Origin of the sequence: Streptomyces sp. NPDC002619, assembly GCF_042889305.1 — a bacterium.
GTDB lineage: Bacteria > Actinomycetota > Actinomycetes > Streptomycetales > Streptomycetaceae > Streptomyces.
Map to the genome: position 1 here is coordinate 165919 of NZ_JBIAQV010000009.1, position 23927 is coordinate 189845.

22 protein-coding genes and 2 pseudogenes are annotated in these 23927 nt (G+C 72.6%); 14 read left to right on the forward strand and 10 right to left on the reverse strand.

The window, feature by feature from the left end; genetic code table 11:
- Window positions 1-5 precede the first annotated feature (5 nt).
- Window positions 6-1718, reverse strand: coding sequence for a SulP family inorganic anion transporter (locus ACFYXB_RS17610; protein WP_389582979.1), 1713 nt, complete (start codon window positions 1716-1718; stop codon window positions 6-8).
- Window positions 1719-1946: 228 nt separating this feature from the next.
- On the opposite strand from ACFYXB_RS17610, the gene ACFYXB_RS17615 reads away from it, so the two are divergent.
- The 4 genes from ACFYXB_RS17615 to ACFYXB_RS17630 all read left to right on the forward strand — a co-directional run bounded on the left by ACFYXB_RS17615 (window position 1947) and on the right by ACFYXB_RS17630 (window position 5561).
- Window positions 1947-2573 carry a hypothetical protein gene (locus ACFYXB_RS17615; protein WP_389582982.1) on the forward strand — a complete coding sequence of 209 codons (627 nt, stop codon included), beginning with the start codon at window positions 1947-1949 and terminating at the stop codon, window positions 2571-2573.
- A gap of 152 nt (window positions 2574-2725) precedes the next feature.
- Window positions 2726-3637, forward strand: a complete 912-nt coding sequence (locus ACFYXB_RS17620; protein WP_389582984.1) for a universal stress protein — start codon at window positions 2726-2728, stop codon at window positions 3635-3637.
- A gap of 23 nt (window positions 3638-3660) precedes the next feature.
- Window positions 3661-4683: a zinc-dependent alcohol dehydrogenase gene (locus tag ACFYXB_RS17625; protein ID WP_389582986.1), complete on the forward strand. Its 1023-nt coding sequence runs from the start codon at window positions 3661-3663 to the stop codon at window positions 4681-4683.
- Window positions 4680-5561, forward strand: a complete 882-nt coding sequence (locus tag ACFYXB_RS17630) for a universal stress protein (protein ID WP_389582988.1) — start codon at window positions 4680-4682, stop codon at window positions 5559-5561. Before ACFYXB_RS17625 ends, ACFYXB_RS17630 begins: the two co-directional genes overlap by 4 nt.
- A gap of 5 nt (window positions 5562-5566) precedes the next feature.
- Here the strand turns inward: ACFYXB_RS17630 and ppk2 are convergent, their stop codons facing one another.
- Window positions 5567-6370: a polyphosphate kinase 2 gene (gene ppk2, locus ACFYXB_RS17635; RefSeq protein ID WP_351354897.1), complete on the reverse strand. Its 804-nt coding sequence runs from the start codon at window positions 6368-6370 to the stop codon at window positions 5567-5569.
- Window positions 6371-6427: 57 nt separating this feature from the next.
- On the opposite strand from ppk2, the gene ACFYXB_RS17640 reads away from it, so the two are divergent.
- Together ACFYXB_RS17640 and ACFYXB_RS17645 are read left to right on the forward strand one after the other, a co-directional pair.
- Window positions 6428-8809, forward strand: coding sequence for a phosphoketolase (locus tag ACFYXB_RS17640; protein ID WP_389582992.1), 2382 nt, complete (start codon window positions 6428-6430; stop codon window positions 8807-8809).
- A 31-nt stretch (window positions 8810-8840) separates the two neighbouring features.
- Window positions 8841-9515 (forward strand): annotated as a pseudogene (locus ACFYXB_RS17645) (type I glyceraldehyde-3-phosphate dehydrogenase); the annotation flags it as partial.
- Here the strand turns inward: ACFYXB_RS17645 and ACFYXB_RS17650 are convergent.
- From ACFYXB_RS17650 to ACFYXB_RS17665, 4 genes are all read right to left on the reverse strand, one after another.
- A complete protein-coding gene (locus ACFYXB_RS17650) occupies window positions 9478-10128 on the reverse strand; it encodes a universal stress protein (protein WP_389582995.1) in 651 nt (216 codons plus the stop codon). The pseudogene ACFYXB_RS17645 and the gene ACFYXB_RS17650 sit on opposite strands and share 38 nt — an antisense overlap.
- A gap of 126 nt (window positions 10129-10254) precedes the next feature.
- Window positions 10255-11577 carry a phosphoribosyltransferase family protein gene (locus ACFYXB_RS17655; protein ID WP_389582997.1) on the reverse strand — a complete coding sequence of 441 codons (1323 nt, stop codon included), beginning with the start codon at window positions 11575-11577 and terminating at the stop codon, window positions 10255-10257.
- A gap of 118 nt (window positions 11578-11695) precedes the next feature.
- Window positions 11696-11824, reverse strand: a complete 129-nt coding sequence (locus tag ACFYXB_RS17660) for a hypothetical protein (RefSeq protein ID WP_351360884.1) — start codon at window positions 11822-11824, stop codon at window positions 11696-11698.
- A gap of 53 nt (window positions 11825-11877) precedes the next feature.
- Complete coding sequence (locus ACFYXB_RS17665; protein WP_389583001.1) at window positions 11878-12243, reverse strand: STAS domain-containing protein; 366 nt, start codon at window positions 12241-12243, stop codon at window positions 11878-11880.
- 233 nt (window positions 12244-12476) lie between these two features.
- Between ACFYXB_RS17665 and ACFYXB_RS17670 the strand changes: the two genes are divergently transcribed.
- From ACFYXB_RS17670 to ACFYXB_RS17690, 5 genes and pseudogenes are all read left to right on the forward strand, one after another.
- The gene (locus ACFYXB_RS17670) at window positions 12477-13541 is read left to right on the forward strand and encodes a zinc-dependent alcohol dehydrogenase family protein (RefSeq protein ID WP_389583003.1); all 1065 of its coding nucleotides are present in this window, start codon (window positions 12477-12479) and stop codon (window positions 13539-13541) included.
- 66 nt (window positions 13542-13607) lie between these two features.
- The gene (locus tag ACFYXB_RS17675; protein WP_389583006.1) at window positions 13608-14282 is read left to right on the forward strand and encodes a helix-turn-helix domain-containing protein; all 675 of its coding nucleotides are present in this window, start codon (window positions 13608-13610) and stop codon (window positions 14280-14282) included.
- A gap of 133 nt (window positions 14283-14415) precedes the next feature.
- Window positions 14416-14856, forward strand: coding sequence for a pyridoxamine 5'-phosphate oxidase family protein (locus ACFYXB_RS17680; protein ID WP_388501584.1), 441 nt, complete (start codon window positions 14416-14418; stop codon window positions 14854-14856).
- A 167-nt stretch (window positions 14857-15023) separates the two neighbouring features.
- Window positions 15024-15167 (forward strand): annotated as a pseudogene (locus ACFYXB_RS17685) (universal stress protein); the annotation flags it as partial.
- A gap of 118 nt (window positions 15168-15285) precedes the next feature.
- Complete coding sequence (locus ACFYXB_RS17690; RefSeq protein ID WP_389583009.1) at window positions 15286-15402, forward strand: universal stress protein; 117 nt, start codon at window positions 15286-15288, stop codon at window positions 15400-15402.
- A gap of 35 nt (window positions 15403-15437) precedes the next feature.
- Here ACFYXB_RS17690 and ACFYXB_RS17695 read toward each other — a convergent pair whose 3' ends face one another.
- From ACFYXB_RS17695 to ppdK, 3 genes are all read right to left on the reverse strand, one after another.
- Window positions 15438-15893: a pyridoxamine 5'-phosphate oxidase family protein gene (locus ACFYXB_RS17695; protein ID WP_389583011.1), complete on the reverse strand. Its 456-nt coding sequence runs from the start codon at window positions 15891-15893 to the stop codon at window positions 15438-15440.
- Between the two features lie 348 nt (window positions 15894-16241).
- A complete protein-coding gene (locus ACFYXB_RS17700) occupies window positions 16242-16649 on the reverse strand; it encodes a hypothetical protein (RefSeq protein WP_389583014.1) in 408 nt (135 codons plus the stop codon).
- A gap of 64 nt (window positions 16650-16713) precedes the next feature.
- Window positions 16714-19401 (reverse strand): pyruvate, phosphate dikinase, encoded by a 2688-nt coding sequence (gene ppdK, locus ACFYXB_RS17705; protein ID WP_389583017.1) that lies wholly within the window; start codon window positions 19399-19401, stop codon window positions 16714-16716.
- 377 nt (window positions 19402-19778) lie between these two features.
- On the opposite strand from ppdK, the gene ACFYXB_RS17710 reads away from it, so the two are divergent.
- From ACFYXB_RS17710 to ACFYXB_RS17720, 3 genes are all read left to right on the forward strand, one after another.
- Window positions 19779-21524, forward strand: a complete 1746-nt coding sequence (locus ACFYXB_RS17710; protein ID WP_389583019.1) for a GAF domain-containing protein — start codon at window positions 19779-19781, stop codon at window positions 21522-21524.
- Window positions 21525-21625: 101 nt separating this feature from the next.
- Complete coding sequence (locus tag ACFYXB_RS17715) at window positions 21626-22327, forward strand: CBS domain-containing protein (protein WP_351360854.1); 702 nt, start codon at window positions 21626-21628, stop codon at window positions 22325-22327.
- A gap of 52 nt (window positions 22328-22379) precedes the next feature.
- Window positions 22380-23027 (forward strand): hypothetical protein, encoded by a 648-nt coding sequence (locus ACFYXB_RS17720; RefSeq protein WP_351360851.1) that lies wholly within the window; start codon window positions 22380-22382, stop codon window positions 23025-23027.
- Window positions 23028-23656: 629 nt separating this feature from the next.
- On the opposite strand, the gene ACFYXB_RS17725 is transcribed toward ACFYXB_RS17720, so the two are convergent.
- Window positions 23657-23917: a hypothetical protein gene (locus tag ACFYXB_RS17725; RefSeq protein WP_389583024.1), complete on the reverse strand. Its 261-nt coding sequence runs from the start codon at window positions 23915-23917 to the stop codon at window positions 23657-23659.
- Window positions 23918-23927: the final 10 nt, after the last annotated feature.

Below are 23927 nucleotides of genomic sequence, written 5' to 3' on the forward strand. Positions count from 1 at the left end.
GCGTCTCACCGGCTCTCGGACCACGCGCGGTAGGCGGCCAGGGCGGTCGGCAGCGTGGGGAAGACGAGGTCCTTGCCGACCGAAGCGAGGAGTCCGTACGCCTGTAGGTCGTCGAGCAGTTCCTGCTTGACCCGGGCGAGGGCGAACACGATCCCGCGGCCGGTGAGTTCGCGGCGCAGCTCGTCGACCGCGTCCAGAGCCGTGATGTCGACCTCCACATTGGCCTCCGCGTTGAGCACGAACCAGCGCACGGGGTCGGTCTGTTCGTCGACGGCGGCCAGCGCCCGGCGCCGGAAGTCCTCCGCGTTGGCGAAGAACAGGGGTGAGTCGTAGCGGTAGACCAGCAGACCGGGGACCGTGCGGGCCTCGGGGTAGTCGTCGACGTCGTGCATGCCGGCCACCCCGGGCACCAGTCCCTCCACCGCGTCGTGCGGGCGCGCCACCCGGGTGAGCAGCTCGGCCACCGACAGACCCACCGCCACGATCACCCCGTACAGGATGTCCAGCGCGAGCACCCCGGCCAGGCAGCCGGCCGCGAGGAACAGCTCCCGGCGCCGGAAGGACGCCAGCCTCCGGAATCCCGCAAGGTCGATCATCCGCATGGCGGCGTAGACGACGAGCGCACCGAGCACCGCGGACGGCATACGGGTCAGCAGCGGGCTGAGGACGAGCAGGACGGCCAGCACCACCGCCCCGGCGACCAGGGAGTACGCCTGGCTGCGCGCGCCCGCCGAGGAGGCCAGGGCAGTACGGCTGGCGCTGCTGCTCACCGGGAAGCCCTGTACGGCACCTGCACCGAGGTTGGCCGCGCCCAGGGCCAGGAACTCCTGGTTCGCGTCGAGCCCGGGGCCTTCCTCGTCGCGGTCCTTGAACGCCCGCGCGGTCAGGATGACGTCGGTGTACGCCACGAGCAGGACACCGAGGGCGGGCAGCACCAGGTGCGGTAGTTCGCCCAGGTCCGGCACGGCGAGGTCCGGCAGCCCCGACGGGACCTCGCCGATCACCCGGATGCCGTATTGGCTGTCGAGGTCGAGGGCCACCACGGCGACCGTACCGAGGACCACGGCGAACAACGGGCCCGGAACCTTCGGGAAGAAGCGCGCGACGGCGAACAGGAACGCGAGCGCGACCGCCGAGAGGACCAGGGTGGCGGGGTGAACGTCCGTCAGATGACTCAGGAACGACCACAACTTGGGGAAGAACTGGGTGCCGCTCGTCCGTACGCCGGTGAGCTTGGACAGCTGATCCACCGTCATGATCAGTGCCACGCCCGCCAGATAGCCGATCAGGACGGGCCGGGACAGCAGGTCCGCGACGAAGCCCAGCCGCGCCGCCCACGCCACCAGGCTCAGCAGTCCGACCGTGACCGCGAGCGCGGCCGCCAGCGCGGCGTACCGCCCCGGGTCCCCGGCCGCGAGCGGTCCGATCACGGTCGCCGTCATCAGCGCGGACGTCGACTCGGGGCCGACCGACAGCAGACGCGAGGAGCCGAACAGGGCGTACAGACCGAGCGCCGGCAAAATCGCCCACAGCCCGGCCACCGGTGGCAGACCGGCCACTCCCGCGTATGCCATGACTTGCGGCACCAGGTACGCGGCCACGGTGAGACCGGCCAGCAGGTCACCCCTGAGCCATGCGTGCCGATACCCGAGGAGGGCACCGAGCCCGGGCACCAGCGCCCGCCACGCCCCGCCGTGTCCGCCCGAGTCCCGTGTCATGAGCCGCCTTTCGCCGTGAGGCCACAGCATCCACCGGCGTGCAGCCCCGACGCGAGACGTCCTCCGCACCTCTCGCCTCCCACGCCGCACGGTCCCCCAACCGGCCCCGCGGGCAGGGCCGTTCAGCCCAACGAACACAGACCTTCGGCATCCGGCGCCGCGCGGTGGGTCACAGCACAGTAGTGAGCGTCAGGCAACGCCCGGACCGTCCCCGAAGGGAACACCACCATGGCCGTTCACGAGCACCCGCATCGGAGCTCGGGCTTCCACCTGCCGTCCATCCGCAGGCACGGGGCCGCCTCCGCAACCGAGACCGACGCGTCGGCTCGGACCGGCACCGTCGCCGCGCGCTATGCCCTCGCGTCCCTGCGCCTGTTCACCGGGTTCGTCTTCCTGTGGGCCTTCCTCGACAAGACGTTCGGCTTCGGCTACGCCACCGCGTCGGGCAAGGGCTGGATCGACGGCGGATCGCCCACCAAGGGCTTCCTCAGCTCGGTGGCCGCGGGCCCGATGGAGGCCACGTTCCACTCCTGGGCCGGCGACACCTGGGTGGACTGGCTGTTCATGCCCGGCATGCTCGGGGTCGGCGTGGCCGTGATGTCCGGCGTCGCGCTGCGGCTCTCCGCCCTTGCGGGCACCCTGATCATGGCGTTCATGTGGATAGCCGAGTGGCCGCCGGCCAGGCACCTCTCGGACGGAACGCCCAGCATGTCCACGAACCCGTTCACCGACTACCACGTCATCTACGCCCTGGCCCTGATCGTCCTCGCGGCGGTGGGCGCCGGTGCCACCTGGGGGCTCGGCAGGCTGTGGGCCCAGCTCCCGGTCGTCCGCGACCAGAGCTGGCTGCGCTGAACGCAGAGGGTGCGACGGGCCCCCGTACGGCCCGTCGCACCGGCGTGTCCAGTGGGCCGGTCGGCCCCGCCGCGGGACCAGCGGCCCCTGCACCCGAAACCCCCGGCACACGACGCTGGAACCGGGTCCCCGAAATCCGAGAGGTGGAGATCATGTCCCGCACCATCACGGTCGGCATCGACGGTTCGCCCGAGAGCCGCGCCGCCGCGGAATGGGCGGCTCGCGAGGCACGGCTTCGCGACCTGCCCGTGAAGCTCGTCCAGGTCTGGGAACCGGTTCCCGAGCCCATCGCCCAGGCCCCGCTCCTCGGCGCGGAGACGCATCAGCACTGGACCGAGCGGGTCCCGCGCGAAACCGCCGACGGCCTCAGACTGCGCCACCCCGGCGTCGAGGTCACCACCGAGCAGATCACCGGAACTCCCGGCGAGGTCCTCGCCGCGCAGGCGCGGGACGCCGAGATGCTGGTGCTCGGCTCGCGCGGCCTCGGCGGCATCGGCGGCTTCATGGTCGGCTCGGTGTCCCTCTCCGTCGTGGCGCACGCCGAGCGGCCCGTCGTCCTCGTCCGGGCCGGTGAACAGGCCGCGGACGAGCACGAGCCGGACCCCATGGGCATCGCCTCCGCCGCCACCGCGTTCCGCCCCGTCCTGCTCGCTCTGGACGTCGAAGGCCCCGACGCGGCGCTGGTCGAGTTCGCGTTCGACGCCGCCGCCCGCCGCTCCGCCCCCCTGCGCGTCCTGCACGCCTGGAGCCCGCCGCCGTACTACGCCTACGCCTACGGCATGGCCCTCGACCCCGAGATCAACCGGTCGCTGGCACAGACCGACGCCGCCGCCCTGACCGACGTGCTGCGCCCCTGGCGGCAGAAGTTCCCCGACGTCGAGGTCGTCGCCGAGTCCCGCTTCGGCAGCCCGGCCGTCGAACTCGTCGAGGTCTCCCGCGAGGCGTCCCTGGTCGTCGTGGGCCGGCGCATCCGCCGCAGCCCGCTGGGCTCCCACATCGGCCACGTCACCCACGCCCTCCTGCACCACTCGACCACCCCCGTCGCCGTCGTCGCCCACGGCTGACCCGTCCCGAGGAGCTGACCCCCATGAAGGCAGCGGTCGTCCGAGCCTTCGGCGAACCCCTGGTCATCGAGGAACGCCCCGACCCCGAACCCGGCTCCGGCCAGGTCCGCGTCCGCGTCGAGGCCTCCGGGCTGTGCCACACCGACATCCACGCCGCCCACGGCGACTGGCCGGTCAAGCCCACTCCGCCGTTCGTCCCCGGCCACGAGGGCGTCGGCCTGGTCGAGAAGCTCGGAGAGGGCGTCACCCAACTGAGCGTCGGCGACCGGGTCGCCGTGCCCTGGCTGGGCTGGGCCTGCGGACGCTGCGAGCACTGCGTCTCCGGCTGGGAGACGCTGTGTGAGCAGCAGATCAACACCGGGTACGGCTGCGACGGCGGCTACGCCGAGAAGATGCTCGCCTGGGCCGACTTCGCCCAGCCGGTGCCTCCGGGCGTCAGCGCCGTCGACGCCGCCCCGCTGACCTGCGCCGGCGTCACCACGTACAAGGCCCTCAAGGTCGCCGGAGTGCGGCCGACCCAGCTCGTCGCCATCTCCGGCATCGGCGGACTCGGCCACCTGGCCGTGCAGTACGCGAAGATCGCCGGGGCGCAGGTCGCCGCGATCGACGTCACCGACGAGAAGCTCGAACTCGCCGCCGAACTGGGTGCCGACCTCGTCATCGACGCCCGCAAGCACGACGTCGGCGAGGTGCTGAAGCAGTACGGCGGCGCCCACGCGGCGATCGCTCTCGCGGTGAACGAGGAGGCGTTCGCGGCCGTCAACTCCGGCCTGCGGCGCGGCGGCAAGCTCGTCATGGTGGCGCTGCCCGCGCACGGCACGATCCGGGTGCCGATCTTCGACACCGTTCTCGGCGGCACCTCCGTCATCGGCTCCATCGTCGGCACCCGGCAGGACCTCGACGAGGTCTTCCGGCTGCACGCCGCGGGCCGTACGAAGGTCATCCACGAGACCCGCCCGCTGGCCTCCGTCAACGAGTCCATCGACGAAGTGCTGCGCGGTCAGGTCAAGGCCCGGATCGTCTTCGACCTCGCGGCGGGGTGGTGACGGTGAGCGACCTGCCGATCGTCGTCGGAGTCGACGGCTCCGAGCCCAGCCTGTGGGCCGTCGACTGGGCGGCCGACGAGGCCGCCCTGCGCGGGGTGCCGCTGCGGCTGGTGTACGCCAGGTTGTGGGAGCGCTACGAAGGGACCTCGCTCGCCCAGGACCTCACCCGGCAAAACGGCGAGGTGACGGCCGAGGATGTCATCGAGACCGCCGCGCAGCGCGCCCGGCTCCGCGCCCCGGACGTGAAGATCTCCACCGCCGTTCTGCCCGAGGAACCCGAGTACTCGCTGGTGCACGAGAGCCGCAGCGCAGCCGCGGTGGTCCTGGGCTCGCGCGGCCGCAGCTCCATGGCCGAGGCGCTCCTCGGCTCGGTCAGCGTGACGGTGGCCGGCCACGCCCACTGCCCGGTGATCGTGCTCCGCGGCAGCCACGACAACCAGGCCCGCGCCGGGCGCCGCGGCCGCATCGCCGTGGGCGTCGGCGAGAAGCCCGTGCACTCCGCGGCCGTACGGTTCGCGCTCGACGAGGCGCGGCTGCGCCACGTACCCCTGGATGCCGTACGGGCATGGCGGGCCCCCGCGCACGAGAGCACCGACCATCCGCTCATGGCCGGCGAACCCGCCCGGCTGCACGAGGAACAGGCCGCCGAGGAACTCGAGGAAGTCCTGCGGGATGCGCCCGACGATGTGGAGGTGCGCCGGCGCAGCGTCGAGGGGCCCGCCCGCCGGGCCCTGCTCGACGCCTCGGCCGGCGCCGACCTGCTGGTCGTCGGGGCACAGCGGCGCAGCGGGCACTTCGGACTCCAGCTCGGCCGCGTCGCGCACGGCGTGCTGCACCACGCTGCCTGCCCGGTCGCCGTCGTCCCGGAGGGGGCGTGACCGTCTCAGAGGCCCGCCACGTGATCGGGGACGTACGTCTGCAGATCCCGGGGCGGGCGCTGGTAGCCGGTCGACGGCGGGCGGCGCGGCAGGTCAAGGACCGGCGGCGGCACCTCGTGGTACGGCACCGAGTCCAGCAGATGGGCGATCATGTTCAGCCGCGCCCGGCGCTTGTCGTCGCTCTCGACGACGAACCAGGGCGCCTCGGAGATGTCCGTGTGGACCAGCATCTCGTCCTTCGCCCGGGAGTAGGCCTCCCAACGGGTGATCGACTCCAGGTCCATCGGGGACAGCTTCCATCGCCGCAGCGGATCCTTCAGCCGGCGCTTGAACCGCTCCTGCTGTTCGCTGTCGCTCACCGAGAACCAGTACTTGCGCAGCAGGATCCCGTCCTCCACCAGCATCCGCTCGAAAATGGGGCACTGACGCAGGAAGAGCTGGTGCTCCTCCTTCGTGCAGAACCCCATCACCTGCTCGACCCCGGCCCGGTTGTACCAGGACCGGTCGAACAGCACGATCTCCCCTGCGGCGGGAAGGTGCTCGACGTAGCGTTGGAAATACCACTGCGTGCGCTCGCGCTCGGTCGGTTTCGGGAGCGCCGCGATCCGTGCCACGCGCGGATTGAGATGCTCGGCGACTCGCTTGATCGTGCCACCCTTGCCGGCCGCGTCCCGCCCCTCGAAGACGACGACCAGCCGGGCGCCCTCCGCCCGCACCCACTCCTGAAGCTTCACCAACTCCGTCTGCAGGCGCAGCAGTTCCTTCTCGTACATCCCGCGCGGCAAGGTCGCCGCCTTTTTGTCGGCCATGCCGCCTCCACCGCCCGATGACCTGATGACCGAATGACAACCCCATCCGGAGTCACCATGTCCACCGTCGAACACCAGGACGCCACGGTACTTTCCGACGAGGAACTGCGCACCCTGGACGCCCACTGGCGCGCCGCCAACTACCTCGCGGCGGGCCAGATCTACCTGCTGGCCAACCCGCTGCTCACCGAGCCTCTGCGCCCCGAGCACATCAAGCCGAGACTGCTCGGACACTGGGGCACCTCGCCCGGCCTCAACCTCGTGTACACCCACCTCAACCGGGTGATCAAGGCGCGCGACCTGGACGCCCTGTGCGTCTGGGGCCCGGGCCACGGCGGGCCTTCCGTGGTCGCCAACTCCTGGCTGGAGGGCAGCTACAGCGAGACGTACCCGGACGTGTCGCGGGACGAGCCGGGCATGGCGCGACTGTTCCGGCAGTTCTCCTTCCCCGGCGGCGTGCCCAGCCATGTGGCTCCGGAGACCCCCGGCTCGATCCACGAGGGCGGCGAACTCGGCTACTCACTGGCCCACGCGTACGGCGCCGCCTTCGACAACCCGGACCTGCTGGTCGTCTGTGTCATCGGCGACGGCGAGGCCGAGACCGGGCCGCTGGCGGCCTCCTGGCACTCCAACAAGTTCCTCGACCCGGTGCACGACGGAGCCGTCCTGCCCATCCTCCACCTCAACGGCTACAAGATCGCCAACCCGACGGTGCTCTCCCGTCTGCCGGAGACCGAACTCGATGCCCTGCTGTGGGGATACGGCCACGAGCCGATCCACGTCACCGGCGACGACCCGGCCCAGGTGCACCGCGCCCTCGCCGCGGCATTCGACACGGCACTGGACCGCATCGCCCTGATGCAGCGCACCGCCCGCGAGGAGGGCGTCACCGAGCGCGTGCACTGGCCGATGATCGTGCTGCGCACCCCGAAGGGCTGGACGGGTCCGGCCGAGGTCGACGGCGTACCCGTCGAGGGCACCTGGCGCGCCCACCAGGTACCGCTCGCCGGAGTCCGCGAAAACCCGCAGCACCTGCGGCAGTTGGAGGCGTGGCTGCGCTCCTACCGCCCCGAGGAGCTGTTCCACCCGGACGGGCGGCCGGTCGCGGACGTCCTCGACTGCATCCCCTACGGCGCGAAGCGGCTCGGCGCCACCCCGTACGCCAACGGCGGTCTGCTCTCCCGCGAGCTGCCCATCGCACCGCTCGACGACTACGCCGTACCGGTCGACAAGCCCGGCACGACGCTCCACGAACCGACCCGGGTGCTCGGCTACCTCCTCGAGCAGATCATGAAGGACACCGCGGCCCGCCGGGACTTCCGCGTGGTCGGCCCCGACGAGACGGCCTCCAACCGGCTGCAGGCCGTCTTCAACGCCAGCGGCAAGGCCTGGCAGGCCCAGACCCTGCCCGTCGACGAACACCTCGACCGACACGGCCGGGTGCTGGAGATCCTGTCCGAACACCTCTGCCAGGGCTGGCTCGAGGGCTATCTGCTGACCGGCCGACACGGGCTGTTCTCCTGCTACGAGGCGTTCGTGCACATCGTCGACTCGATGGTCAACCAGCACATCAAGTGGCTCAGGACGTCCCGCGAGCTGCCCTGGCGGGCCCCGATCGCCTCCCTCAACTACCTGCTCACCTCGCACGTCTGGCGCCAGGACCACAACGGCTTCTCCCACCAGGACCCCGGCTTCGTCGACCACGTCCTCAACAAGAGCCCCGAGGTCGTGCGCGTCTATCTGCCGCCGGACGCCAACACCCTGCTGTCCGTCGCGGACCACGCCCTGCGCAGCCGCGACTACGTCAACGTGATCGTCGCCGGCAAGCAGCCCTGCTTCGACTGGCTCTCCATGGACCAGGCCCGCGCCCACTGCGCGCGCGGCGCCGGGATCTGGGAGTGGGCCGGCACCGAGAACGGCGGCGAACCGGACGTCGTGCTCGCCTGCGCCGGGGACGTGCCCACCCAGGAGGTGCTGGCCGCCGCCCAGTTGCTGCGCCGGCACCTGCCGCAGCTCGCCGTGCGCGTCGTCAACGTCGTCGACATGACCCGGCTGCTGCCGCGCGAGGAACACCCGCACGGGATGAGCGACTTCGAGTACGACGGCCTCTTCACCGCCGACAAGCCGGTCATCTTCGCCTACCACGGCTACCCCTGGCTGATCCACCGCCTCGCCTACCGCCGCACCGGACACAAGCACCTGCACGTGCGCGGCTACAAGGAGTCGGGCACCACGACGACCCCGTTCGACATGGTCGTGCGCAACGACCTCGACCGCTACCGGCTCGTCATGGACGTCATCGACCGAGTCCCCGGACTCGCCGTGCGCGCCGCCGCCGTACGCCAGACGATGGCCGACGCCCGCTTCCGCCACCACGACTGGATCCGCGCCCACGGCACGGACCTGCCCGAGGTCGCGGAGTGGAGCTGGAACGCCTGAACACCGCTGCTCCCGGAACCGGTTCACCGCCGTGTCCGTACGTGTCGGCATCAACGGCTTCGGCCGTATCGGCCGCACCTATCTGCGCGCCGCCCTCGACCGCGCCGAAGCGGGCGTCCAGGACGTCGAGGTGGTCGCCATCAACGACATCACCTCCCCGGCCACCCTGGCCCACCTGCTGGAGTACGACTCGACGTTCGGGCACATCGGGCGCGACGTCGAGCACGACGACACCTCCCGCACCGTCGACGGCCGGCGCATCGCCGTCACCGCCGAACGCGACCCGGCCGCGCTGCGCTGGTCCGAGTACGGCGCGGACGTCGTCGAGTCCACGGTTCGCTTCCGCGACCGCGACTCCGCCGCCCTGCACCTGAAGGGCGGCGCCCGCACGGTGCTGCTGTCCGCGCCGGGCAAGGACGTCGACGCCACCATCGTCATGGGCGTCAACGACCGGGCCTACGACCGTGACCGCGACCGGATCGTCTCGGCGGCATCCTGCACCACCAACTGCGTCGCCCCGATGGTGAAGGTGCTGGACGAGGCCTTCGGCATCGAACGCGGGGTGATGACCACCATCCACGGCTACACCAACGACCAGTCCCTCCTCGACGGCCCGCACAAGGACCTGCGCCGGGCCCGCTCGGCCGCCTCCGCGCACCTAGCGTCAGTCAGGCCGGCACGACGGCGACGGGGCACGGGGACTCCCGCAGCAGGACCCGGGAGACGTGCCCCCACGCCGTGCCCGGCCGCCGGCCCAGCACGACCAGTGCGGCGCTTGCGCAGTGGTGGAGCAGGGCTTCGGCGGGAGGGAACAGCAGGACGTCCTCCAGCACGTCCACCTCCCGGTACTTCTCCCGCCAAGGCCGCAGCGCGTCGGCGAGCAGCTGCACCTCCTCGTCCTCCCAGGCGCCCCGGTCCTCCTCCGGGATCCCGAAGGGCAGTTCGGCGGCGTGAGGCGGCAGCGCCCAGGCGTGCACGACGTGCAGCCGCGCCCCGCGCACCCGGGCGCAGTCGAAGGCGAAGTCGATCACGGCACCGATGGGATCCCGGGCATCCACACCGAGCAGGACCCGGCCGGGGCGGCGCACGGGGGCCAGGTCGTGGGGTACGAGGACGAGGGGGCTGGGTATGGGCGCGGTACCCCACCGTTCGTCCGCTCGCTCGCCCGCCCGGCGCCCGCCCGTGACGACCAGCTTCGCCCCGTCCAGGTCCGTCGGTGGGCCGTCGGTCGCCGTCAGCGGCAGACCGCGCAGCCGCGCCTCCTCTTCGGCCCAGTCGGCCGCCGCCGGGTCGGTGCAGGCGAGGATCACTCGTTCCATGACAGTCTGCCTCTCTGTGACTTGGGGAGACGCTCTACCGTGTCACCCTGCACCGCGTCACCACGCCCGCGCAGGGGCCGAACGGCCTTGCCCCATGAGGAGTTCGGGCACGGCGCGCAGAGCCGGTCACGCCGAGCGCAACGGCGGTGCTCCGGCGTCCGGGCGTACGAGATGCGCGGTGAACCAGTCGCGGGCCAGCGCGGCGGCGGTCGGCAGGGCGCCGGGCTCGGCGAAGAGATGGCCGGCGCCGGGCACGACAGCCAGCCGGTGTTCGCAGTGCATCCAGTCGGCGGCCAGCCGGTTGAGGCTGAGCACCCGGGTGTCCCGGCTGCCCACGATGAACAGCGTCGGGGCCCGCACCCGGGCCAGCGCGGCCGGAGAGGCGAGATCCGGGCGGCCGCCCCGGGAGACCACGGCCCCGATCGCCGGGTCGTCGGCCGCGGCCTCCAGCGCGGCACCCGCGCCCGTGCTCGCGCCGAAGTAGCCCACGGGCAGGTCGGTTTCGCGCCGCAGCCACCCCGCCGCGCTCTGCAGCCGACGGGCCAGCAGGACGATGTCGAACACGTTGTGCCGGTCCCGTTCCTCGTCCTCGGTGAGCAGGTCGAGCAGCAGCGTGCCGAGACCGGCCCGGTTGAGGACGGCGGCGACGTACCGGTTGCGCGGGCTGTGCCGGCCGCTGCCGCTGCCGTGCGCGAACGCGACCACCGCCCGGGCCCGGTCCGGCAGCACGAACCGCGCGGCCAGAGTCACCCGTCCGGCCGACACCTCCACCTCCCGGTTCCGCGGGGGAGGGTCGGCAGCGGCGGGGGAGGGGCCGGTGGCCCGCCCGAGCAGCGCAGTGACCTCCTCGTCGGGGGTCTGTGCGAAGTCGTGGTACCAGGCGCCGACCGAGCCGAAGTAGTGCGGCGACTCCAGACACACGACCTCGTCGGCCACCTGCCGCAGATGCGGCAACGTCCGCTCCGGCCCGACCGGCACGGCCAGCACGATCCGGGCCGCACCCCGGTTCCGTACGACACGGCACGCGGCCGCGGCAGTGGCGCCGGTGGCCAGACCGTCGTCCACGATCACGGCCGTACGACCCGCGAGAGCGACCGGGGAGCGGCCCGCGCGATAGCGGTCCACCCGCCGGTCCAGTTCGGCGCGCTCGGCCTCCTCGACGGCCGCCAGGTCCGCCGGTCGCAGCCCGGTGTCCCGGATCACGTCGTCGTTGAGCACTCGGACGCCGTGCTCACCGATCGCGCCGAAACCCAGCTCCGGCTGCCAGGGCACGCCCAGTTTCCGCACCACCAGCACGTCCAGCGGAGCGCCGAGGGCCCGCGCCACCTCGTACGCCACCGGGACACCGCCGCGCGGCAGCCCCAGCACCACCAGGTCCTGGCCGCGCAGCTCCTCCTCCAGGCGCCGGGCCAGACGGCGCCCGGCGTCCGTACGGTCGTCGAATTCCATCCCGCACCTCCTCGGGACACCCCTTCCATTGCAGCGCGCTCCGGCCGACTCGGCAGAGGTGGGACGAACCGGAGAAAACGCCGACCGGAAAACGTGGTGGGTGCGACGTCCCGATCCGTCACCCGTGCTGGTCCACCGCGACGGGGACCGCCTCGTCGTCGAGGTGTGTCAGGACGTCGGACCGGCCGCGTAACCCCGCGTCGGCCGTCTGCCGTTCGCCGTCCTGACGGACGCGCCGCACACCCACGCCACGAACCGGGACACGGCAGAGCCCCGGTCCGTCGTGCCGGACCGGGCCCCCTAGTCACCCGCGCCGTTGAGGGACCGGGGCAGGCGCGGGTGCAGTTCGAAGACGTCCTCCAGGCCCGCGGCACGCAGGATCCAGCGGAAGAGGGCGCTGTCGGTGATCAGCCGGAGCCGGCCGTCGCTGTGCCGCACCCGGTTCCGGGTGCGGCACAGCACACCGAGACCGGCGCAGTCGATGAAGGCGACCGGGCGGAGATCGAGCACCAGGTCGGGAGGGGGGCCGGCGGTCAACGCGTCGAGACGGGCCGAGAGCGGCGCTACGGCCAGGAGGTCGATCTCACCGTGCAGGGTCACGAGGGTCGCTCCGTCGGCACCCTGTGCCGTGTGGTGCGACAGAGACCTCGTCTGCGTATCGGTCATGTGACGAGAAAAGCCCCATGTGCGGGGATTTTGACAGGGCCGTTCGGGCCCGGGTTCGCGGTCCGGTGAGGCCGGTGGTCACCCGCCGCGGCGGCCGGGCACGCGGCCCGGGAAAGGCCCCGTAGGGCCGGTCGCGGGGGCCGACCGGCCCATGCGGAACCCGAGGGCGCGGCACAAGCTGGACTTGCAGGCCACAACCGGCAGAGCCGACCACAATGAAGGCGAGGAGCGCCATGAAAGGCTTGGTCTTCCACGGTCCCGGACAGTCCGCCTGGGAGGACGTCCCCGATCCCGCGGTCAAGGAACCCACCGACGCGATCGTACGGGTCGACACCGTGACCATCTGCGGCACCGACCTGCACATCCTCAAGGGCGACGTGCCCGAGGTCCGCCCCGGCACGGTGCTGGGGCACGAATGCGTCGGCGAGATCGTCGAGGTCGGCAGCGACGTAGGCACCGTACGCCCCGGCGACCGGGTCCTGGTCTCCTGCATCACCGCTTGCGGACGGTGCCGTTACTGCCGGGAGGGGATGTACGGCCAGTGCCGGGGCGGCGGAGGCTGGATCCTCGGCCATCTGATCGACGGCACCCAGGCCGAGTACGTCCGCGTCCCGTACGCCGACCTGTCGGTGTACCCACTGCCCGGCACCGTCGCGAGCAAGGACGCCGTGCTGCTGGCGGACATCTTCCCCACCTCCTACGAGGTGGGCGTGCTCAACGGGAAGGTGCGCCCCGGAGACACCGTCGCCGTCGTCGGAGCGGGCCCCATCGGACTCGCTGCCATCGCCACGGCACGCCTCTTCGCACCCGAGCGGATCATCGCCGTCGACCTCGCCCCGGCCCGCCTGGAGGCGGCACGCCGCTTCGGCGCCGACGCGGTGGCCGACGTCCACGAGGCTCCCCGGCAGCTGGTCGCCGACCTCACCGACGGACTCGGCGCGGACGTGGTCATCGAGGCCGTCGGCGTGCCGGACACCTTCGAGCTGTGCACGCGTCTGGTGCGCCCCGGCGGACACGTGGCCAACGTCGGCGTGCACGGCAAGCCCGCGACCCTGCACCTCGAAGATCTGTGGATCAAGAACGTGACCATCACCACCGGTCTCGTCGACACGTACTCCACGCCCACGCTGCTGCGCATGGCGGCCGCGGGCCGGCTGCCGACGGAGCAGATGGTCACCCACACCTTCCCGCTGGAGCGGATGGAGGAGGCGTACGACGTCTTCGGACGGGCCGCCGAGACCAGCGCACTCAAGGTGGTGCTCGGCGGCGAGCAGCACGAACTGGCCGTGCGCACGTGACGGAAGCGGCAGTGCGCACCGGCTGACGAGAGGAAGCACGAACCGACGAGAGGAAGGTGACGGGTCATGGCCGAGCGGACAACGGCGAACGCGGCGGAGGGAACCCCGCTGGGCGACCTCGGCCGCCGTCTGGCCGCCGGGCGCGCCCGGCTCGGCCTGTCACTGCGGGAGACGGCCGAACGCGCCGGCATGGCGCCCAGCTACCTCCGGTACCTGGAGGACCACCCCGGTGCCGCACCGGGCAGCGGTCCCCTGATCAGGCTGGCCGAGGTCCTGGAGACCACCGTGACCGACCTGACGGGCGGCGCGGTCGACCTGCCCCCGGGCCCGGGACCGGCCGGGCGCGAACCCGAGTTCACGGAACTGGATCCCGCCGAGTGCCGGTCCCTGCTGTCGGCGCACGGGGTGGGCCGGCTCGCGGTCCCGACGGACTCGGGGCCGGTGATCGTGCCCGTCAACTACGACGTCGTGGACGGCGCGATCGTGTTCCGGACCGCCGAGGGCGCCACACCCTCGCTCGCGGACAGCGGCCCGGTCGCCTTCGAGGTCGACCGGATCGACGATGCGTTCAGCCGGGGCTGGAGCGTCCTGGTGCGCGGGCGGGCGCGGACCGTCACCGATCCCGGTGAGGAGAGCCGGCTCACGAAACGGGCGTTCAGCACGCCGTGGCCCGGCGGCGACCGGCATGTCTGGGTGCGCGTCGATCCGGACACCGTCACCGGGCGGCGGATCACGGTCTGAAGGGCGCCGGGCACGACGGATTCGGGCCCTTCGACGGCGCGGTCGGGACCGATGGCCCCTCGTTCCCGGCCCCGGTCCGCCGGAGGATGAACGGAAGTACTTCCGCTGGACCAGGTGAGAGACGAGACGGCTGATGTATCCCAACGACGGATTCCGCGAACTCGACCGGCAGGAGTGTCTGCGGCTGCTGGCCAAGGCGGCCGTCGGCCGCATCGTCCACACGCGTCAGGCCCTGCCCGCCGTACTCCCGGTCAACTTCGCCCTGGACGACGACGGCACGGTGCTGCTGCGCACCTCCGCCGCCTCGGAGCTGGTACGGGCGATCGACGGCTCGGTGGTCGCCTTCGAGGCCGACCAGGTCGACGTGGCCACGCAGTCCGGCTGGAGCGTCGTGGTCACCGGCGCGGCCACCGTGGTCACCGACGCCGAGGAGCACGAACGGCTGGCGCGCACCGGCCCCCGTTCCTGGGCGCCCGCGCCCCGGGAGGTCTTCGTGCGCATCGCGCCCGAACTGGTCACCGGCCGCGAACTCGTCGGCGGACGCACCATGTACGGCGTGGACCTCACCCCCTGACCACCACCCTCACCCCGGCACGGCCCGCACGGCCCCTGCGGCAGGGGCCGTGCGGCATTCGGACGGGTTCTCCCGGCTCCTGCCCCAGGCGGCGGCGGACGGCCGGCATCGTCTACGCGAGCGCCCGCTGCGGGTGGGTGGCCGCGGACAGAAGGGAAGGCAGGGCCATGACCGACCGTCGGGTGGCCGTCGGAGTGGACGGCTCGCTGATCCCCGTACGGGCGCTGGACTGGGCCGCGCAGGAAGCGGTCCGGCGCGGCGCCGGGCTGCGGGTGGTGTACGCCTTACCCGATTGCGACGAGGCCGGACCGGTGCTGGGCGCGGCGGCCGACCGGGTGCGCGCACGGCATCCCGGGCTGGCGCTGTACACCGAGGCCGTGGAGGGCGGGGTCGTCAAGGCGCTGGCCCGACGCCACCCGCGAGGCCGCGGTGGTCGTCATCGGCGGCCGGCGCCGCGCGGGCAGCCTGCGCCCGCAGCTCGGCCCGGTCGCGCACACGCTCCTGCACCGCTCGCACTGCCCGGTGATCGTGGTCCCGACCGCCTGACCTGCCGCACCCGCGGGAGCGGCGGGCCCTGCGCATCAGTCCCCGTCCGGTCCGCCGGCGACGGCGTCGAGCCGGACGCCGGTGACCAGGTCGGGGCGGATACGGACCGCGTACTCCATGCTGTGCTCGTGCACCCAGGGATGCACCAGCTTCTGGACACGGGCCAGTTCGTCAGGGTCGGTCACCAGGCGGGCGTACCCCGTCACCACCACGCTCCAGCCGAGATGCGTGTCCGGGTCGATGACGTCGGCCTCGTAGGCGACGACCACACCCGAACCGTCGGCCTGCCGGGCGTGCGACGTCAGCGCGGCACCCTCGTGGGTGCGGATGATGATGTCGCCGTCGTCCAGGACATGGTTGACCGGGCGGATGGTGGGCAGGGCATGCCGCGTGAAGACGATCCTTCCCAGCGACACGCTGCCCAGCAGCCGCAGCGCCTCGACGCGGTCGAGGTCGATGCTCCGGGGTGTTGGGTCGTCTTTGCGGGTCATGGCCGGTTTCCGTGGGGGTGCGTCGCTCACTCTTCTCTGCGTGTCCGGAGGTTCTGCATGGGGTCCGGAAGCGGTCGCTTGCGGCCGCACGGTGATCATTCGCCCTGCGGAGCCCCGCCGCTAGGGCCGTTCGGCCCAGGAGCGGCGTCCGGACGGATCTTTCCGGGGCTGGACACCGCGTGCGTCACGCTCCGCGCCCGGCCGGGGCCGCCCGCGCAAGAGCGGAGCGACACCGCGGGGGATCGGTGCCGCTCCTGATACGAGTGTCCCTCCTGCGGCCCCGCGGCTCTAGAGCCGAATGGGCCTCGCTGTAGGCCGTACGGTCTTCGCTCCCGGGCCGTACGTCCCTCAGATGTCGCGCGATGGAACCTGCGGGGCGGCCTGTACGTCGCTGTCGCCCCCGCGCCACGGCGGCGGCCCGGCCGACCTGCGCGCCGTGCCCGCGCGGTCCGCCACCCGCTCGGCCTGCACGCGCAGCTGGTCCGCCAGCCGGTCGGCGAGCTCGTGCGCGGTGGCCTCCTCCGCGTGCACGAGGACAGCGGTCTTCCCGACGCGGATCTCGGCGCCGGCCGACCAGGGCAGCCCCGCGTGGTGCGCCGCGGCCCGCGCGATCCGCACCTCGCCGGTGACCGCCGGCAGCCCCGGCCGGGCGAGGGCCGCCTCGACCTTGACGCGGACGTACTGGAGGTCCTCCACACCCACGTCTCCGTCGGCCCGCACCCGCACGGTGCTGCCGGGCGCCTCGTGAACTGTCATGCGCTGCACTCCTTGTGACGGTCCGTCAAGGGAATCGAAGGGTAGGAAGGGTACGGCGTCGCGGTCACCGGGCGTCACTCGTCCCCGTCCCAGACAGTGCCGCCCGGCCGGCCTCCAGACGGGCCACCGGGACGCGGAACGGCGAGCAGGACACGTAGTCCAGCCCCGCGTCGTGGAAGAAGTGGACCGAGTCGGGGTCACCGCCGTGCTCTCCGCAGACGCCGATCTTCAGGTCCGGGCGGGTGGCCCGGCCCTCGTCGACGGCGATGCGGACCAGCCGGCCGACGCCGTCGCGGTCGATCGTCTCGAACGGCGAGGTGGCGAAGACACCCTTGTCGAGGTAGGCGGAGAAGAACGCGGCCTCGACGTCGTCCCGCGAGAAACCCCAGGTGGTCTGCGTCAGGTCGTTGGTGCCGAAGGAGAAGAACTCCGCTTCCCCGGCGATCCGGCCGGCGGTGAGCGCGGCACGCGGTAGCTCGATCATGGTGCCGACCGGGCAGTGGACGGGCATCCCGGTCTCCTTCGACACCTCGGCCAGCACCCGCTCCACCTCCTCGCGCTCGATGCGCAGTTCCTCGACGGCGCCGACCAGCGGCACCATGATCTCGGCCTCCGGAGTGCCCCCGGCCCGGACGCGTTCCACGACCGCCTCGGCGATCGCCCGCACCTGCATGGCGACCAGACCCGGCACCACGAGCCCCAGCCGCACGCCGCGCAGGCCGAGCATCGGGTTCTCCTCGTGCATCCGGCTCACCGCGCCGAGCAACTCGACATCGTGCGGCTCCGGTTGACGGCCGGCGGCCTCGGCGGAGGCGACGCGGACCGCGAGTTCGGTGCGGTCGGGCAGGAACTCGTGGAGCGGCGGATCCAGCAGCCGGATGGTGACCGGCAGACCGTCCATCGCCGCCAGGATCCCGGCGAAGTCCCGCCGCTGCAGGGGCAGCAGCGCAGCCAGCGCCCGGTCTCGATCGGCGTCCGTGCGGGCCAGAATCATCTCCTCGACCAGCCTGCGCCGCTCCCCGAGGAACATGTGCTCGGTTCGGCACAGCCCGATGCCCTGCGCGCCGAACCGCCGGGCGCGCACCGCGTCCTCCGGGGTGTCGGCGTTGGCCCGCACCTCGAGCCGCCGTACGCCGTCGGCGTGGTCCAGAGCGCGGGCGACCGCGGTCACGATGCCGTCCGACTGCTCGCCGGTCTCCAGATACCGCATCGCGGCGGACGCGACCAGCGGCACCGCACCGGGGTACACGGCGCCCGCGGAGCCGTCCACGGAGACGACCGTGCCCTCCCCGACGACGGTGCCGTCGCGGGTGGTGAAGCGCCGGGCCTCGGTGTCGACGGCAAGTTCCTCCGCTCCGCACACGCACACCTTGCCCATGCCGCGGGCGACCACGGCCGCATGGCTGGTCTTGCCGCCGCGGCTGGTCAGCACGGCCTGGGCGGCGACCATGCCGGGCAGGTCGTCGGGGGTCGTCTCCTGCCGTACGAGGATCACCTCGTCACCGGTCGCGGCACGCCGTACGGCCTCGGCGGAGTCGAAGACCACCGCACCGACCGCGGCACCCGGCGAGGCCGGAATGCCATGGGCGAGCGCCTGACCGGTCGCGGAGCTGTCGAAGCGCGGGAACATCAGCCGCGCGAGCCCTTCCCCGCCGACCCGCCTAAGCGACTCGTCCGGGGTGATCAGCCCCTCCTCGACCAGTTCCGCGGCGATGGCGAACGCGGCCTCGGCGGTGCGCTTGCCGACCCGCGTCTGCAGCATCCACAACGTGCCGCGCTCGATGGTGAACTCGATGTCGCACAGGTCCCGGTAGTGCCGCTCCAGCGTCTGCGCGTGGTCGCGCAGCCGCCGGTAGGAACTCGGGTCCAGCTTCTCCAGTTCCGCCAGCGGCACGGCGTTGCGGATGCCGGCGACGACGTCCTCGCCCTGCGCGTTGGCCAGGTAGTCGCCGTACAGACCGGGACGCCCGGTGGCCGGGTCGCGGGTGAACGCGACACCGCTGCCGGAGTCCGCGCCCAGGTTGCCGAACACCATGCGCTGCACGGTGACCGCGGTGCCCAGGTCGTCGGGAATGTGCTCACGGCGCCGGTAGAGGCGGGCGCGCTCGCCGTTCCAGGAGCGGAACACCGCGAGGATCGCGAGCCGCAGCTGCTCGGCGGGGGACTGCGGGAAGTCGTGGCCCGTCTCCTCGCGGATGACGCGCTTGTACGTCTCCACCAGCCCTTGGAGGTCGGCCGCGGCGAGATGGACGTCGTCCGGGGCCTCGCGGGCCTCCTTGAGCTGCGTCATGGCCGCCTCGAACCGGGCCGGATCGACGCCCATGACCGTGCTGCCGAACATCTGGACCAGCCGGCGGTAGGAGTCCCAGGCGAAGCGCTCGCTGCCCGACACCTTGGCCAGGCCGAGCACGGACCCGTCGCCCAGCCCGATGTCCAGGACCGTCTCCATCATGCCCGGCATGGAGAACCGGGCCCCGGAGCGAACGGACAGCAGCAGCGGATCGTCCGGCTGACCCAGCAGCCGCCCCGCGACGGTTTCCAGGGCCGTCAGATGCCGGGACACCTCCTCCGTCATGCCCTCCGGTTCGGAGCCGCCGGCCAGGAAGGCCCGGCAGGCCTCGGTGGACACGGTGAACCCCGGCGGGACCGGCAGCCCCAGCCGGGTCATCTCGGCGAGGTTCGCGCCCTTGCCGCCGAGCAGGTCGGCCATGTCACGGCCGCCGTCCGCGAAGTCGTACACGTAACGAACCATCACGCCGCTCTCCTCGGTACGGATGGGTACGGGATCCGGTGCACCTTCAGCGTCGAGCGCAGGGGCACAGGCGGGCAGGTGCCGTCCGACCCCTCCGGTGGGCCGGGCGGCCCGGGGCGTGACGGCCGCGGTGGGCGCCGACGCCGTACGCCCTGGATCTCCAGAATCATCCAGGTATGGCCGGTGCGCTCAGTGAGGAGCCGACGGCACCATGGCGACCGGGCATGGTCCTCGCGGTACCGGCTCGGGCCGGAGCAATGCCCCGTCACACGGGCAACCTCCCGGGATCCGGTACCGTCCCAGGGGGTGGACCATTACGGTGGCACATGACCGGAGCGGTTGGTGTCCGCGCGTTGAGGGGACCTGGAGGGACGCACGTGGGAAGCCAGGAGGAGGCCCGCGTACGGCTGCCCCAGCTGAGGCTGGACGAGCTGCTGGAGGAGTTGCAGGCCCGGCTCGACGCGGCCCGCGGCACACGGGACCGCGTGCACAGTCTGCTGGAGGCGGTGCTCTCGGTCGGCCGGGAACTGGACCTGGAGCAGGCCCTGCGCAGCATCGTGGAGGCCGCGGCGCTTCTGGTCGACGCGGAATATGCCGCGCTCGGCGTGATCGGCCCCGACGGCAAGCGGCTGTCGGCCTTCCACACGGTCGGGGTCACCGAGGAGGCGATCGGCGAGATCGGCCCGTTCCCGGAGGGCCACGGCATCCTCGGCGAACTGATCCGCCACCCGGAGCCACTGCGCCTGGCGAAGATCGCCGACCATCCCGCGTCGTACGGCTTCCCGCCCCACCACCCGCCGATGAACACCTTTCTCGGCGTCCCGATCCGGGTGCGCGACCAGGTTTTCGGCAACCTGTACCTCACGGAGAAGCGGGGCGGCGGTCAGTTCGACGAGGAGGACGTCTCCGTCACGCTGACCCTGGCCGTGGCCGCCGGCGTCGCGATCGACAACGCCCGGCTGTACGCCGAGTCCCGGCTGCGCGAGCGCTGGCTGCAGGCCAACTCCGAGATCACCCACAGCCTGATGTCCGGCGCCGGGCGTGCCGAGGTCCTCGGCCTGATCGCCGAGCGCGCCCGGGAGATCACCGGTGCCGCCCTGGCCGTCGTCGCGATGCCCATGGTGGACACCGCCTCCCTCGCGGTGGAACTGGCCCTCGGGCAGGAGGCCGAGGCGCTCAGGGGTCTGGTGCTGCCCGTGGACGGCAGCCTGATCGGCGAGGCGTTCTCCCGCGCGGCCGCGGTGACCAGCGCGGACCTCGCCCTCGACAAGCGCTTCCCGGCCGGGACGCCCCGGTTCGCGGGCCTTGGACCGGGAGTGGCGGTCCCGGTCGGCACCGGAGAGGGCGGCGTGCGCGGTGTGGTCCTGCTCGTCCGGGAGGCCGGGCAGATCCCGTTCACGGACAAGGAGACCGAACCGCTCCAGGTCTTCTCGGCGCAGGCCGCGATCGCCATGGAGCTGGCCGAGCGACGTCAGGACGCGGAGCAGATCGCGGTGCTCGAGGACCGCGACCGGATCGCCCGGGACCTGCACGACCTCGCGATCCAGCGGCTGTTCGCCACCGGGATGACCCTGCAGAGCGCGGGCCGGTTCATCGAGCACGCGGAGGCCTCCGAGCGGGTGCTGCGGGCCGTGGATGACCTGGACGAGACCATCAAGATCATCAGGTCGACGATCTTCGGCCTGCGAGCGCGCGAGGGGACCGCCGGCACCGGACTGCGGGCCCGGGTCGTCCGGATCGCGGGCGAGGCCGCCTCCGTGCTGGGCTTCGCCCCCAGCGTCCGGATGGAGGGCCTGATCGACACCGATGTGCCGCGCGAGATCGCCGACCACACGGTGGCCGTGCTCTCCGAGGCCCTGACCAACATCGCCCGGCACGCGCACGCAGGACGCGCCGAGGTCGCCCTGATCACCGACGGACGCGAGCTGCGGCTGTCGGTCACCGACGACGGCGTGGGCATGCCGCCCGACGGCCGCCGCAGCGGGCTGCGCAACATCGCTGAGCGGGCGCAACAGCTGGGCGGGAAGCTGGAGTTGAGCACCCCGGAGGGCGGCGGCACCGCGCTTGTGTGGTGCGTCCCGGTGGCTGTCGAGGAGGACGCCGGACCCGACGCGGAGGCGTAGGCGCCGCACGGCGCGGCGGCCGGGGCCGTTCGGCCCATGCGATCAGTGGAGTCCTGACCGACTCTGGAGGTGTCGCGGACACGAACACTCTGGAGGCGGCCATGGACGGCACGCGTTACGTCGTGAGCGATGTGATGACCCGCACCGTCGTCGCCCTGGGCGCGGGTGCGGCCTTCAAGGACATCGTGCGCACCATGCGGCAGTGGAACATCAGCGCCCTCCCCGTGCTCGACGCCGACGAGCGGGTCGTCGGCGTCGTCTCCGAGGCCGACCTGCTGCCCAAGGAGGAGTTCCGCGACGGCGACCCGGACCGGTACACCCAGCTGCGGCGGCTGACCGACCTCGCGAAGGCGGGAGCGGTGACCGCCGAGGAGCTGATGACGGCGCCCGCCGTCACCGTGGACGCGACGGCCACCCTCGCCCAGGCCGCGCGCCTCATGGCGGTCCACCAGGTCAAACGGCTCCCCGTGGTCGACGGCCACGGTGTGCTCAAGGGCATGGTCAGCCGGTCCGACCTGCTCAAGGTGTTCCTGCGCGAGGACGAGGACATCGCCGAGGAGGTGCGTCGCGAGGTCGTGGCACGTCTGTTCGTCCTGCCGGACGAGCGGGTCGAGACCGCTGTGCACGACGGCGTCGTGACACTGACCGGCCGCATCCACGACACCTCCCTCGCCCCCGTCGCCGCACGGCTGACGCGGACCGTCGAAGGCGTGGTGGACGTGGACTGCGCGCTCACCGGGCCACCGCGCCGCCCGGACCTCGACCCGGACCTTCCGGATGCCGAAGGAGCCCGGCCCGCCTGAGCCGCTGGTGCTACCGGTGGCCAGGGAAGCCGGGGGAAGGAGGCGTCCCACCATGGCGAGAACACGTCGTACGAAGAAGTGGAATTGGCCGAAGGCGCCGAAGCAGCCGAAGCCGCCGAGGAAGACGGGCTACCGGTTCTGGCGGTGGCGGCACAACCCGCTCAGGCGGCGGTGCGACGTCTTCGAGGCCTGGATCGTGCTCGCCACCTGGACCCTGGCCCTGCTGGGCGGACTGCTCGCGGGCGCGGTGGCGGCGGGGATGGTGGACCAGTCGCTGGACGCCCGGCGCGCACAGGTGCACCCGGTGACGGCTGTACTGACCGCCGACGCGGCGCCCTCGGCCCCCGCCTCGACCGGATACGACACCGGCCGGTCCTGGGCCACCGTGCGCTGGACGACGGCGAACGGCGCGGTCCACACGGGCCAGGCGCAGGTGGCCCCCGGCGCCGCCGCGGGCACCCGCGTCATGGTCTGGACGGACAACTCGGACCACATCGTCACCGCCCCCCTCACCCCGACGGAATCGCTGCTCCAGGCGGGCATCACCGCGGCACTCGTCGCCCCGGCCGCCGGAGTCCTGGTGTGGGCCGGTGGCCGACTGGTCCGCGGCCGCCTCATCAAACGGCGCCTGGCCGAGTGGGACGAGGAATGGAAGCGCGTCGGCCCCCAGTGGCGCAACCTCAGCGGAGGCAGGGGGTGAACCGGGGGCGGCTGTGCACGCGGACGGGGACGCCGGGCCGGCTGGTGCAACAGCCGGCCCGCACGACGGAAGCGGCACGGCCGACGGGGACGAATCAAGCGACGGGGCAGTCGGTCCGAACGGCGGGGGCGGCCGTGCGGGCTCGCAGGGCGGGAGCGGAACAGCCGGTTCGGATGCCGCGTGCGGAACCGCGATCGGATCAACGACCCCACACGGCAGGGCGGGAAGGGCTCCATCCGCTTCTCGCGGATCCTGATTGCGCGGTGCGCGGCCGCCGACCGCTTCCCCGCGTCATTTCCGGGTCCTTCCCGCCACCTCCAGCACACCACGGCAACCGCCCCGTCGCCAGGGCCCAGCGGCCCCGACTTCGGGACGACCGGGAACTCCGGGGACACCCCCGAGCACGGCGAGGCCCGCGCGAGCGAGGAGACCGTACGGCATGACCACGGCGACGCCCAGCCGCACGAGCCGGCCGGCACCGGTGTCCCGGCCCGCACTGCTCACGTTCCTCGGCGGCGTCGGCACCGTCACCTCCAGCAAGTTCCTGGTCGAGAGCGACCACGCCCGCGTTCTCGTCGACTGCGGCCTCTTCCAGGGCCTCGCCGACCTGCGACGGCGCAACTGGCGACCTACGGCGACCGGCGCCACGAGGAGGACGCCGGACGCGCCCACTTCGCACAGGTCCTGCACCGCACCTCGCCCGGGGCGGCACTGTCGTCATCCCCGCGTTCGCCCTCGACCGCACCGAGGTCGTCCTGCACGAACTCGCCCAGCTGCGCAGCACGGGCAGCCTCCCCGCCGACGTAGCCGTGTACGTCGACAGCCCCATGGCCCTGGCCGCCCTGCACGTCTACCGACAGGGGCCGGATGTCCCCGGCCGGGGGGCGCACAGGCACTCGT

Coding starts and splice junctions, on each gene's coding strand:
- ACFYXB_RS17610 (WP_389582979.1), bottom strand. CDS start 1,718: ATGACACGGGACTCGGGCGGACACGGCGGGGCGTGGCGGGCGCTGGTG.
- ACFYXB_RS17620 (WP_389582984.1), top strand. CDS start 2,726: ATGTCCCGCACCATCACGGTCGGCATCGACGGTTCGCCCGAGAGCCGC.
- ACFYXB_RS17675 (WP_389583006.1), top strand. CDS start 13,608: ATGGCCGAGCGGACAACGGCGAACGCGGCGGAGGGAACCCCGCTGGGC.
- ACFYXB_RS17695 (WP_389583011.1), bottom strand. CDS start 15,893: ATGACCCGCAAAGACGACCCAACACCCCGGAGCATCGACCTCGACCGC.
- ppdK (WP_389583017.1), bottom strand. CDS start 19,401: ATGGTTCGTTACGTGTACGACTTCGCGGACGGCGGCCGTGACATGGCC.
- ACFYXB_RS17640 (WP_389582992.1), top strand. CDS start 6,428: ATGTCCACCGTCGAACACCAGGACGCCACGGTACTTTCCGACGAGGAA.
- ACFYXB_RS17615 (WP_389582982.1), top strand. CDS start 1,947: ATGGCCGTTCACGAGCACCCGCATCGGAGCTCGGGCTTCCACCTGCCG.
- ACFYXB_RS17655 (WP_389582997.1), bottom strand. CDS start 11,577: ATGGAATTCGACGACCGTACGGACGCCGGGCGCCGTCTGGCCCGGCGC.
- ACFYXB_RS17650 (WP_389582995.1), bottom strand. CDS start 10,128: ATGGAACGAGTGATCCTCGCCTGCACCGACCCGGCGGCGGCCGACTGG.
- ACFYXB_RS17700 (WP_389583014.1), bottom strand. CDS start 16,649: ATGACAGTTCACGAGGCGCCCGGCAGCACCGTGCGGGTGCGGGCCGAC.
- ACFYXB_RS17680 (WP_388501584.1), top strand. CDS start 14,416: ATGTATCCCAACGACGGATTCCGCGAACTCGACCGGCAGGAGTGTCTG.
- ppk2 (WP_351354897.1), bottom strand. CDS start 6,370: ATGGCCGACAAAAAGGCGGCGACCTTGCCGCGCGGGATGTACGAGAAG.
- ACFYXB_RS17715 (WP_351360854.1), top strand. CDS start 21,626: ATGGACGGCACGCGTTACGTCGTGAGCGATGTGATGACCCGCACCGTC.
- ACFYXB_RS17625 (WP_389582986.1), top strand. CDS start 3,661: ATGAAGGCAGCGGTCGTCCGAGCCTTCGGCGAACCCCTGGTCATCGAG.
- ACFYXB_RS17665 (WP_389583001.1), bottom strand. CDS start 12,243: ATGACCGATACGCAGACGAGGTCTCTGTCGCACCACACGGCACAGGGT.
- ACFYXB_RS17670 (WP_389583003.1), top strand. CDS start 12,477: ATGAAAGGCTTGGTCTTCCACGGTCCCGGACAGTCCGCCTGGGAGGAC.
- ACFYXB_RS17720 (WP_351360851.1), top strand. CDS start 22,380: ATGGCGAGAACACGTCGTACGAAGAAGTGGAATTGGCCGAAGGCGCCG.